Genomic DNA, 11,996 nt, shown 5'->3' with positions numbered 1-11,996 from the left:
TCCTTAGAAAAAACCGAAATAGATAGCAGCAAGTAAGCTATAGCGAGCAGCTTTGCCAATCGCAATCAAGATAACGCTAGGGATAAATTTCATTCTCAGCCAACCAGCAGCTAGACACAAAGGGTCGCCGATAACGGGCAACCAACTAAATAGTAAAGTCCAGTAACCATAACGGCTTAGCCAAGCCATAGCCTTATGACCATGCTTTTCTGATTGAGTTCGATTAGGCAACCACAAACCAATCCAATAGTTGGTGAGGCCACCTAAGGTGTTACCAAGTGTCGCTACCAGAATGATCGAAGATGTTGAGAATTGATCTAAGCTCAATGCTGCGACAAGGCTCGCTTCAGAGCCGCCGGGCAACAAGGTGGCACTCAAGAAGCCACTGATAAATAAGACCCATAGCGCTGAATCAGAGAACCACAGCGCTATGTTTTCGAAAAGAGAATTAAAGAAGTCTAGCACTGCATATTAACCTTCTTGCATCTTAAGCAGTACCTTGCCTCTGGTGTGTCCGGTTTCTACCTGCAGATGAGCCGACTGTGCTTCTTCCAGCGGATAAATACCTTGAATTTCTATTTTTAGCAATCCAACACTCACCATATAAAGCATGGTATCCATTTGCTCTGGGTTAGGTTCCACTAACATACCTGATGCTGTGAAACCTAAAAGTTTTGCCTTCTCACTGATTAACTCTGCTGATAGGGTCGGAACGGTAACCACTCTTGCGCCATCCTTCAGGCACTTCAACGCATCAAGCGCCGTATCGCCACCCACCAAATCAATCAGCACGTCAACATCCGATACACGCTCAGATGCTGGAGCAAATTTATAGTTGATAGCATGGGCCCCTAGCGTTGCTAGGTAATCAAGATTTGCTTCGCTACAAGTGGTGTAAACCTCAGCTTTCGCTGCCACGGCAATTTGAACGGCAATGTGTCCAACGCCGCCCGCACCCGCTAAGATAAGTACACGATCACCCTCTTTCACTTCCGCTTTATTGAGCGCTTGTGCCGCCGTTTGGCTAGCTAGAGGGAGAGCAGCTGCCGCTTCTAACGTTACAGAGTTAGGAATGATGCTCAGCGCAGTTTCAGGTACACACACATATTGGCTATAGCCACCGCCTTGCAATGGGAAACCGATAAAGCCCGCCACATTATCACCAACAGTAAAACGCTCAGCCTGTTCACCTAACGTAACCACTTGCCCCGCGATATCGTAGCCTGGTACCCAAGGTAGGTTATCTTTGTTTTGTGCAGCCGCCCAACCGAGCCCTGCACGAGTTTTAACATCTATCGGATTGACGCCGGAAAAAGAGACCTTAACCACTACTTCGCCCGCTTTAGGCCCTGGTATTACACTGGTTTGAAGTACAAGGTTTTTCACCCCACCAAACTCGGTAATCGCTATCTGTCTATTTTCCATTTAAACACGTCCCTAATTAGTTAAAACCTAACGAATAAAAGAAAGGGATGCACAAGCATCCCTTCGACTATAAACCATTTAATAAGGCTAAGTTAACAGCTCATTCGTAAATTGACGACCAATTAACGTAACGATACATGACCTAGCTATCCATTAACCGACTAGCGCTAATAGAATACCTGCCGCAACCGCACTACCTAGTACACCTGCTACGTTCGGCCCCATTGCGTGCATCAGCAAGAAGTTCTGAGGGTTAGCCTCAAGACCAACCTTATTCACAACACGAGCCGCCATTGGAACCGCTGATACACCAGCAGCACCAATCAGTGGGTTGATATCCTCTTTCGAGAAACGGTTTAATAGCTTCGCCATCAACACACCACCCGCAGTACCGATACTGAACGCCACCGCACCTAAGCCGAGAATACCTAACGTTTCTAAGTTTAAGAAGGTATCTGCTTGAAGCTTAGAACCTACGCCCAAACCAAGGAAGATAGTCACAACGTTGATCAGTTCGTTTTGTGCCGTCTTAGATAGACGATCAACCACTCCCGCTTCACGCATTAAGTTACCTAAACAGAACATACCAACCAGTGGTGTCGCTGAAGGTAGGAACAAGATCGTCATCAGTAACACTGCAAGTGGGAAAAGGATCTTCTCACCTTTGCTTACGTGACGAAGCTGAGCCATCTTAATTTTACGCTCTTCTGGAGACGTTAACGCCTTCATGATTGGCGGCTGAATAATAGGAACTAAAGCCATGTAGCTGTATGCCGCTACGGCAATCGCACCTAACAGGTCAGGAGAGAGCTTACTCGCTAAGAAGATAGCCGTTGGGCCATCTGCACCACCGATGATTGCGATTGAAGAAGCATCTGCCATTGTAAATTCCATGCCTGGAATGTAGTTCAGCAAGATCGCACCAAACAGTGTTGCGAAAATACCGAACTGAGCAGCTGCACCTAACCACAAGGTTTTAGGGTTAGCGATCAACGCACCAAAATCCGTCATCGCACCCACGCCCATAAAGATCAGCAGTGGGAAAATCCCCGTTTCGATACCGATGTAGTAGACGAAGTACAACAAACCGCCCGGATCAGTAAATCCAGCATTTGGGATATTGGCCAATACAGCACCAAAACCAATAGGTAGCAGCAGTAAAGGTTCAAATCCTTTGCGGATTGCCAAAAACAACAGTAAGCAACCGACCAGCATCATACAGATCTGGCCGAACTCGAAGTTAGCAATCCCTGTTTCAGACCATAAGGTCATCAATCCTTCCATGGTACTCCCTTATGCTAGGCTTAGTAGTGGAGCGCCTACAGTAACTGCATCGCCTTCTTTAACATTCAGTTCTTGAACGATACCACCACGAGCAGCACGAACTTCCGTTTCCATCTTCATCGCTTCTAGAATAAGCAGAACATCGCCTTCAGCCACTTCAGCGCCAGCCTTAACGTTCACTTTAAAGATGTTACCCGCAAGTGGAGCTGGAACCGCTTCAGCGTCAGAGGCCGCTACCGGCGCAGCTTTTACCGCTTGAGCTGGTTTTGCTGATGGCGCTACCGACGTAAGTTCACCTTGTGGACCAACTTCTACATCATAAACTTGACCATCCACCTTCACGCTGTAGCTCTCAATGCCACCAGATACAGGAGCGGGGGTCGCAGCTACCACAGGAGCCGCAGCTTCTGCCGTTGGCGCTGGTTCAAATGCTTCAGGATTACGACGGTTCTTAAGGAACTTAAAACCCACTTGTGGGAACAGTGCGTAAGTCAGTACATCATCTTCCGCATCCTCCGCTAGAGAGATACCCTCTGCTTTTGCTTTTTCTAGCAAATCAGTCGTTAGCTCATCCATTTCAGACTTCAGCAGATCTGCAGGGCGACAAGTGATCGCTTCCGCACCATCCAATACTTTAGCTTGCAGTTCTGCATCCACTTCAGCAGGTGCTTGACCGTATTCGCCTTTCAATAGACCCGCTGTTTCTTTAGTGATGCTCTTGTAGCGCTCACCGGTTAGTACGTTAATAACCGCTTGAGTACCAACAATTTGAGAAGTTGGCGTTACCAAAGGAATGTAGCCAAGCTCTTTACGTACGCGTGGGATCTCTTCAAGCACCTCATCCATACGATCTGCAGCACCTTGCTCTTTTAACTGGCCTTCCATATTAGTCAACATGCCGCCAGGAACTTGAGCAATCAAGATACGAGAATCAACACCTTTTAGTTGGCCTTCCCATTTCGCGTACTTTTTACGAATATCACGGAAGTAAGAAGCGATTGGCTCAATCTGATCCAGCTTAAGGTTAGTATCACGATCTGTGCCTTCTAGCATCGCCACAACCGTTTCTGTTGGTGTGTGACCGTAGGTACAACTCATTGAAGAGATAGCGGTATCTAGAATATCGACCCCCGCTTCAACAGCTTTAACTGCTGTTGCTGTAGAAAGGCCCGTTGTCGCGTGGCTATGCAGTGCTAGAGGAACATCACACGACGCTTTAATACGCGTAATTAGCTCTTCAGCTTCGTAAGGCTTTAATAAACCTGACATATCTTTGATACATAGTGAATGACAACCTAGGTCTTCCAGACGCTTAGCCAAATCAACCCAAGTATCTGAGTTGTGGACTGGGCTGGTTGTGTAAGACAAAGTACCTTGAGCGTGACCACCAACATCAATCGTTGCTTTCACCGCTTTCTCAAAGTTACGAACATCATTCATCGCATCAAAAATACGGAATACGTCCATGCCGTTCTTATGGGCACGTTCAACAAATTTTTCGACTACGTCATCCGCGTAGTGACGGTAACCCAACAGGTTTTGACCACGCAGAAGCATCTGCATTGGTGTGTTTGGCATCGCTTTCTTTAGTTCACGGAGACGCTCCCATGGATCCTCTCCAAGAAAACGAATACACGAATCAAACGTCGCGCCGCCCCAAGTCTCAAGTGACCAGTAACCGACTTTATCCAGTTCTGCCGCTATTGGCAGCATATCTTCGATACGCATACGAGTAGCAAATAGTGACTGATGGGCGTCACGAAGTACCACGTCTGTGATAGCTAGTGGTTTAGACATGCTCATAAACTCCTTTTTAATCCTTTAAATGCTACTTAGCAGTCGACGTACGATATTGATGAACCGCGGCCGAAATTGCTGCCACTACCTGTGGACTAACAGCTGAAGGGTTTGATTGTGATTTTTGAATTTTTTTAGGTGCTGCGATCGGCTCTGGTACTTCTTCTGGTACCAGTTTTGACATCAACCGAACGAGGTAAACTAGAATAGTTAGGAAAATAAAGACAACGGACATCCCCGTTATCATCAGAGTCGCCGCATCTCCTAGCAGGCTTCCAATATTAGTCATGTTGCTTCCTTTCTTCGTCATCCTGACATATGTACAGGATTTCAGCGAATAGTGATCCCGACCCTTGGATTATCTCGATTGGTAAAACTTTGTCAATTTTGTTTAAGGTTCTGTTACGGATAACGCACACATTAGGTTAATTATTCGCCTGTCAGATCACATAAATCTGTCAAATATGTAATTTTTAGAGAATTAAACAGTGACTTAAATAGAGCTTTTTTAAGAAATGATATGAGAAAAGTGGAATAACAAGGAAGTATTCGATAACCACTTAAAATACAACAAGTTAGATGCTAATCAATTCTAACATTTAATCAACATTTATGCAGCGAACATAAAAAAAGCCTCGTAAAAACGAGGCTTTTTTTAATAATGTGGCGCGCTCTGGAGGATTCGAACCTCCGACCGCCTGGTTCGTAGCCAGGTACTCTATCCAGCTGAGCTAAGAGCGCACAGTTTTCGATATCAGTATTCCCAATATCAGGAGTTCACAAGAAACCCTAAAGAGTGGCGCGTCCTGGAGGATTCGAACCTCCGACCGCCTGGTTCGTAGCCAGGTACTCTATCCAGCTGAGCTAAGGACGCACGGTTTTCGATATTAGTATTTCCAATATCAGGAGTTCACAAGGAAACCCTAGAGAGTGGCGCGTCCTGGAGGATTCGAACCTCCGACCGCCTGGTTCGTAGCCAGGTACTCTATCCAGCTGAGCTAAGGACGCGCAGTTTTCGATATTGGTATTCGCAATATCAGGAGTTCACAACGGAAACCCTAAATAGTGGCGCGCTCTGGAGGATTCGAACCTCCGACCGCCTGGTTCGTAGCCAGGTACTCTATCCAGCTGAGCTAAGAGCGCACGGGTTTTAGTATCAACTGAGTCAATACGAGGATCAGCAGACCCTTAATAGTGGCGCGTCCTGGAGGATTCGAACCTCCGACCGCCTGGTTCGTAGCCAGGTACTCTATCCAGCTGAGCTAAGGACGCACGGTTTTGATATTAATTCTCGGCGAACGATTTATCAATATCGAGATTCACATTCTTATCAGAACTAAACCCAAAATAGTGGCGCGCTCTGGAGGATTCGAACCTCCGACCGCCTGGTTCGTAGCCAGGTACTCTATCCAGCTGAGCTAAGAGCGCACGGGTTTTAGTATCAACTGAGTCAATACGAGGATCAACAGACCCTTAAATAGTGGCGCGTCCTGGAGGATTCGAACCTCCGACCGCCTGGTTCGTAGCCAGGTACTCTATCCAGCTGAGCTAAGGACGCACGGTGTTCATTCATTCAGAATGAAGTTGTGAAATATATCACATTCTTCTTGCTATGAAGAAAAAAAAAGGCCATCGGCCTGTAACGAATGGCGGTGAGGGAGGGATTCGAACCCTCGATGCAGCTACAAACCACATACTCCCTTAGCAGGGGAGCGCCTTCGGCCACTCGGCCACCTCACCTAATTCATAATTCTCACATCACTTACAAATAAGAGAAGAGAGAATGGCGCGTCCTGGAGGATTCGAACCTCCGACCGCCTGGTTCGTAGCCAGGTACTCTATCCAGCTGAGCTAAGGACGCACATTTACATTGTCTAAGTTGCTAAGTTTAGACTCGCAAGAAATGGCGGTGAGGGAGGGATTCGAACCCTCGATGCAGCTACAAACCACATACTCCCTTAGCAGGGGAGCGCCTTCGGCCTCTCGGCCACCTCACCGTCTTGCGGAGGCACATATTACGTTTTACCGAAAATATGTCAAACACTTTATTGAAAAAAATTGGACAAAAACACTCAACCGTTTGCTATTTAATCAAAGCGCTTGCAATTTGAACTTACAACATCAAAAGCGCGCTTTTTCCCTTAAAAATTAAGGCGAAAGATTGGCAATAATAAACCGCTAAAAACAATTATCTAATTTCTCCAGCAGCAAGTGCTACCGCTGGATGAACAATACTACGGGATGCGTATTTGCGCTATAGGGGAACACAATAAATCTTGAAGTGTGGCAGATAAATATCGCTACGAGCTTCTTCAGATAAGAGCTAAGACAACACTCTGCTTACTGGTGTATTCACTCAATGGAATCAAAACAAACGCACTATCCGGTGAATCAATACCCCAACATCGATTTCTCATACTCCAAGTGCAAAAAAGGCTAGCAGTAATGCTAGCCTCTTCTCTACGCAAAGTATTAGTAGTTGCCAGATGCAACGTTACCATTACCTTTTTCAGCTTGAATGCGCATGTAGATCTCTTCACGGTGAACAGATACTTCTTTAGGTGCGTTAACACCAATACGTACTTGGTTACCTTTAACGCCTAGTACAGTAACTGTTACTTCATCACCAATCATCAGTGTTTCGCCAACGCGGCGAGTCAAAATTAGCATTCTTTGCTCCTTGAGTAATCTCTGAATTTATCTAGCTACGAGAGCATTATCCAACAAAAGTTATATTTTCGTAAACTATCGATTGAGTTTATTTAACCAAAATGCACTTCTTTTTTTGATAACCCTGTGCTTCACGCGCTACAATGTATGCATTGTGTAATATGTTAGCAGCCATATCGACTTGCGTTGGTGATACCACCAAGGTTAAAGACTGCTGCTGCAATAAGTGATGCTGTACATCAATTTCGCCTTCAGACAACAATCCATGTGAACTGACCACAATTTCTTGTGTTCGGCTTCCTACCACAGTTAACAAACTAACCCGTTCACTATTACGGATTTTCTCATCAAAAACTAGTTTTAATTTGGCACTTATGTCTTGTTTGATAATGAGTGCTGCCCGATCTGTTTCCTCGATCACACTACAGACTTCAATTCCTAACAGTTGGCAATGCGATAAGAAAGAATCTAGGTCCTCATTCAAACACTCAATACGCACCATATCTCTTTGTATAGCCAGGCCTGAAATATCATTCAAACACTGGTCACCTGCAATCAGTGTACCCTCGCCTTGTTCAAAGCTTGAAAGCACGCGCAATGGTACATTGTGTTGCCAAGCATACTGAACGCAAGGAAGGTGCAACACCTTAGCACCACGTCGGGCCATTTCTTCCATCGATGGAAAATCTAAGGTATCGAGTTTCTTTGAGTGTTTAACAACTCGAGGGTCACACGAATAAACACCATCAACATCAGTATAGATCTGGCATTCTTTGGCTTGCAGAGCTCCTGCTAAGGCAACCGCTGTAGTATCAGAGCCACCACGACCTAGTGTTGTGATATCACCTTTGGCATTGATGCCTTGAAAGCCTGCCACAATCACTATTAGGCCATCGTCCAAAAGAGCTTGAATAGGAGCAGTATCAATACGCTCAATCGTCGCATTGTTATGATTCGAATCGGTGTGAATTCTAGCTTGGTAGCCTGTCATCGATGTCGCTTCATAACCTAACTTGTGCAGCGTCATCGCCAACAGTGCCATGGAAACTTGCTCTCCGGCCGTTAGCAACACATCCAATTCTCTAGCATTTGGTACACTATCGATTTGGGTGGCTAAGTTAACTAACCGATTTGTTTCACCTGACATAGCAGAAACCACAACCACGATTTGATTGCCTTCATTTCTCGCTTCAATGATTTTCTCTGCTACATGTTGGATTCGTTCTATTGAACCCACTGACGTTCCGCCAAACTTCTGCACGATAAGAGGCATTTTCACCCGTCCTCACCTTCCCAAGACCAATGTCTATATATGACAAAAAAACACATGCTCCGCGTCATGGCGAAGCAATAAAAAATTAACCAAGAAGTCTAACGTTGACATTAGACTTCTTGGCTAATCTCAATCAAACCTGGTTTAGATACTCTTCCAATAGGCAAAATAAAAGATGCCCAATCAACTGATTGGGCATCTTTGTATCAATTACTTAAACTTAAAGACGCTCTTCTAGCCAAGTACGTACAGATTTAAGCGCTTCAGGTAGTGCTTCAACGTCAGTACCGCCCGCTTGAGCCATATCTGGGCGACCGCCACCTTTACCGCCAACTTGCTCTGCAACCATCTTAACTAGGTCGCCCGCTTTTACTTTGCCGATAAGATCTTTAGTTACACCAGCAATCAAGCCAACTTTACCTTCTGCCACGTTAGCGATCAGGATGATGCCGCTACCCACTTGGTTTTTAGCGTTATCAACCATAGTACGTAGGTTCTTGTTGTCTGCACCTTCAATAGCAGCAACCAATACCTTGGTACCAGAGATCTCTTCTACTTTGCCCATGATATTTGCACTTTCAGCTGCAGCCATCTTTTCTTTAAGTAGTTGGATTTCTTTCTCTAGAGATTTCGCTTTCTTAGCTGACTCAGCTAGTTTCTCTTCGTAAGCGTTAGCTTGAGCTTCTACTGCATCTAGTGCAGCTTCACCCGTTACCGCTTCGATACGGCGAATACCCGCTGCGATACCACCTTCAGAAGTGATCTTGAACAGGCCAATGTCACCAGTGTTGCTTGCGTGGATACCACCACAAAGCTCGGTAGAGAAATCGCCCATAGACAGAACGCGCACTTCATCATCGTACTTCTCGCCAAACAGTGCCATCGCACCTTTTTCTTTCGCTGACTCGATGTCCATGATGTTTGTTTCAATTGTATGGTTCTTACGAACTTGCGCGTTAACCAAACGCTCTACTTCTTTAAGTTGTTCAGGTGTTACCGCTTCAAGGTTAGAGAAGTCAAAACGTAGGTTGTCAGGCTTAACCAAAGAACCTTTTTGAGCCACGTGCTCACCAAGAACTTCGCGCAGTGCAGCGTGAAGTAAGTGAGTTGCAGAGTGGTTAAGTGAGATAGCAGCACGACGCTCAGCGTCTACTGTAGCTTCTACTTTATCCCCTTTCGCGAACACACCTTCCACTAGCTCACCGTGGTGTGCAAATGCGTTACCTAGTTTTTGAGTGTCTTCAACTTTGAAAAGACCAGACGCAGTTTTTAGCGTACCTGTATCACCACATTGACCGCCTGATTCAGCGTAGAATGGCGTCTCTTCAAGGATGATGATTGCTTTATCGCCCGCAGACAGAGAAGCAACCTCTTCACCTTCAACGAACAGTGCAGAGATCTCACCAGCACCTTCTGTACCTGTGTAGCCACAGAACTCAGTGTTAGTTTCCACTTTGATAGTCGCGTTATAGTCAGTGCCGAATTGGCCAGCTTCACGTGCACGCTGACGCTGAACTTCCATCGCCTTCTCGAAGCCTTCTTCATCAATAGTGAAGTCACGCTCACGAGCTACGTCGTTAGTTAAATCAGCTGGGAAGCCGTAGGTATCGTAAAGTTTGAATACTGTTTCACCGTCTAGCTCTTTGCCTTCAAGTGCGTCTAGTGCTTCGTTCAGGATAACCATGCCGCGCTCTAGTGTGCGACCAAAGTTCTCTTCTTCGATACGAAGTACTTTTTCAACAAGCTCTTGTTGCTTCTTCAGCTCGTCTGCTGCAGAACCCATTACTTCAGCTAGTACACCCACAAGTTTGTGGAAGAATACGCCTTGTGCACCTAGCTTGTTACCGTGACGGACTGCACGACGGATAATACGACGTAGAACGTAACCACGACCTTCATTTGAAGGCATAACGCCATCAGCGATCAGGAATGAACAAGAACGGATGTGGTCAGCGATAACGCGTAGCGACTGGTTTGATAGGTCTTCGTAACCGATCGTTTCAGCCGTTGCTTTGATTAGCTTTTGGAATACATCGATTTCGTAGTTTGAGTGAACGCCTTGCATGATTGCAGAGATACGCTCAATACCCATACCTGTATCAACAGCAGGCTTAGGTAGCGGTTCCATTGTGCCGTCTGCGTGACGGTTGAACTGCATGAATACGTTGTTCCAGATCTCGATGAAACGGTCACCATCTTCTTCAGGAGTACCTGGACGGCCGCCCCAAATGTGCTCACCGTGATCGTAGAAAATCTCAGTACATGGACCACAAGGACCTGTGTCACCCATTGTCCAGAAGTTGTCAGACTCGAACTGTTTACCGCCTTCTTTGTCGCCGATGCGAACGATACGGTCAGCAGGTACACCTACTTTCTTGTTCCAGATATCGAATGCTTCGTCATCTGTCTCATATACCGTTACCAATAGACGATCTTTTGGCAGTTGTAGAGTTTCTGTTAGGAATTCCCAAGCAAACGCAATCGCGTCTTCTTTAAAGTAATCACCAAAGCTGAAGTTACCAAGCATTTCAAAGAATGTGTGGTGACGAGCCGTGAAACCTACGTTTTCAAGGTCATTGTGTTTACCGCCAGCACGTACACAACGTTGAGCCGTAGTCGCTCGAGTGTAGGCACGCTTTTCGGCGCCTAAGAAACAATCTTTGAATTGGTTCATACCTGCGTTAGTGAATAGCAGGGTTGGATCGTTATGTGGAACTAACGATGAACTGTCTACGATTTGGTGTCCTTTGCTCTCAAAGAACTTAAGGAACGCGTTGCGAACCTCATCAGTGCTCATGTACATGCAGCTCTTCCTGAAAATAGTCGAGTTAAAATTTTGCCGTATTGTAGATCATGGTTAAGGCTTCGACTAGTTTTCTTGTAGAAAAGACGCCCTTGGGTAGGATTTTAGTTGGAATTAGCGAAACTGAAGAATATTCAACTAGGTTGTGACAAGTAGATATGAAGAAAAACGGTAGGGTGAATGTTGATGGGAGAAGCTTTAGTAAACATTGACAAGCAAGCACTTGCGCTAGGAGTGGATGATTTGGGAAGACTAGCGCTTAGTACAGATATGATTGAACTCTTCGCTGTTATTAGCTGAGAACAGGTAAAGAAAATCACCATCCAATTCAATATCGTATTGAATCGTAAAACCCTTATACAGTGCCTGATTACGATTGATCATGTCATTCGGATGTTTATGCCTGAAGTTCACTTCATTAAACACCATTTCTAAATGGTTATCTTGCAATGTATATTTCCCGACAAACACAACCTCTGCCGTTTCAACTACCCCGTGCTGATTCAGAGTTTGAATCCTATCGCTAACAAAAAAATCTTCGTCAGAACTAAACGAGTACAGCATAAATTCATTCAACTCAGAGTACCGCGCATACGATGGCGTAACAAAGCCCAAGTGTTTGAGGTTACATGCCCACTGGCTCCCTCTTAAAGAGATAGGTTGAATGAGTAAGACAATTGCCAGAATCAATGCACCTAACGCTGAAATCATGACAAAAATTGCAGGCTTAGGTTTTATCAATGC

The 11,996-nt window shown here is 45.5% G+C and carries 9 protein-coding genes and 10 tRNA genes; all 19 read right to left on the bottom strand.

The window, feature by feature from the left end; translation table 11 throughout:
- Positions 1-3: 3 nt before the first annotated feature.
- The 19 genes from A3712_RS17205 to A3712_RS17115 all read right to left on the bottom strand — a co-directional run bounded on the left by A3712_RS17205 (position 4) and on the right by A3712_RS17115 (position 11,993).
- Entirely contained in the window at positions 4-465 is a 462-nt protein-coding gene (locus A3712_RS17205; protein ID WP_063524413.1) for a YqaA family protein, read from the bottom strand.
- A gap of 6 nt (positions 466-471) precedes the next feature.
- Positions 472-1,425, bottom strand: coding sequence for an NADP-dependent oxidoreductase (locus A3712_RS17200; protein WP_063524412.1), 954 nt, complete (start codon positions 1,423-1,425; stop codon positions 472-474).
- Positions 1,426-1,578: 153 nt separating this feature from the next.
- A complete protein-coding gene (locus tag A3712_RS17195; RefSeq protein WP_063524411.1) occupies positions 1,579-2,709 on the bottom strand; it encodes a sodium ion-translocating decarboxylase subunit beta in 1,131 nt (376 codons plus the stop codon).
- 9 nt (positions 2,710-2,718) lie between these two features.
- Entirely contained in the window at positions 2,719-4,506 is a 1,788-nt protein-coding gene (oadA, locus tag A3712_RS17190) for a sodium-extruding oxaloacetate decarboxylase subunit alpha (RefSeq protein WP_063524410.1), read from the bottom strand.
- Between the two features lie 31 nt (positions 4,507-4,537).
- Positions 4,538-4,795, bottom strand: a complete 258-nt coding sequence (locus A3712_RS17185; protein WP_063524409.1) for an oxaloacetate decarboxylase subunit gamma — start codon at positions 4,793-4,795, stop codon at positions 4,538-4,540.
- A 375-nt stretch (positions 4,796-5,170) separates the two neighbouring features.
- Positions 5,171-5,247 (bottom strand) — tRNA-Arg (locus tag A3712_RS17180).
- A 56-nt stretch (positions 5,248-5,303) separates the two neighbouring features.
- Positions 5,304-5,380 (bottom strand) — tRNA-Arg (locus A3712_RS17175).
- A 57-nt stretch (positions 5,381-5,437) separates the two neighbouring features.
- A tRNA-Arg gene (locus tag A3712_RS17170) sits at positions 5,438-5,514 on the bottom strand.
- Positions 5,515-5,572: 58 nt separating this feature from the next.
- Positions 5,573-5,649: transfer RNA gene (locus A3712_RS17165), tRNA-Arg, on the bottom strand.
- A gap of 52 nt (positions 5,650-5,701) precedes the next feature.
- Positions 5,702-5,778: transfer RNA gene (locus A3712_RS17160), tRNA-Arg, on the bottom strand.
- Positions 5,779-5,857: 79 nt separating this feature from the next.
- Positions 5,858-5,934 (bottom strand) — tRNA-Arg (locus A3712_RS17155).
- Positions 5,935-5,987: 53 nt separating this feature from the next.
- Positions 5,988-6,064 (bottom strand) — tRNA-Arg (locus tag A3712_RS17150).
- Between the two features lie 89 nt (positions 6,065-6,153).
- Positions 6,154-6,246, bottom strand: a tRNA-Ser gene (locus A3712_RS17145).
- 44 nt (positions 6,247-6,290) lie between these two features.
- Positions 6,291-6,367 (bottom strand) — tRNA-Arg (locus A3712_RS17140).
- Positions 6,368-6,410: 43 nt separating this feature from the next.
- Positions 6,411-6,503, bottom strand: a tRNA-Ser gene (locus A3712_RS17135).
- A 475-nt stretch (positions 6,504-6,978) separates the two neighbouring features.
- Positions 6,979-7,176, bottom strand: a complete 198-nt coding sequence (csrA, locus tag A3712_RS17130; protein ID WP_004415691.1) for a carbon storage regulator CsrA — start codon at positions 7,174-7,176, stop codon at positions 6,979-6,981.
- A gap of 88 nt (positions 7,177-7,264) precedes the next feature.
- Positions 7,265-8,455, bottom strand: coding sequence for an aspartate kinase (locus A3712_RS17125; protein WP_063524408.1), 1,191 nt, complete (start codon positions 8,453-8,455; stop codon positions 7,265-7,267).
- Between the two features lie 214 nt (positions 8,456-8,669).
- Positions 8,670-11,252, bottom strand: a complete 2,583-nt coding sequence (gene alaS, locus A3712_RS17120; protein ID WP_063524407.1) for an alanine--tRNA ligase — start codon at positions 11,250-11,252, stop codon at positions 8,670-8,672.
- A gap of 252 nt (positions 11,253-11,504) precedes the next feature.
- Positions 11,505-11,993, bottom strand: a complete 489-nt coding sequence (locus tag A3712_RS17115; protein ID WP_063524406.1) for a hypothetical protein — start codon at positions 11,991-11,993, stop codon at positions 11,505-11,507.
- Positions 11,994-11,996: the final 3 nt, after the last annotated feature.

Origin of the sequence: Vibrio sp. HI00D65 (assembly GCF_001635455.1) — a bacterium.
Taxonomy (GTDB): Bacteria; Pseudomonadota; Gammaproteobacteria; order Enterobacterales; family Vibrionaceae; genus Vibrio.
Note: the sequence above shows the minus strand (reverse complement) of the source record. Positions and strands in the feature narration are given on the sequence as shown.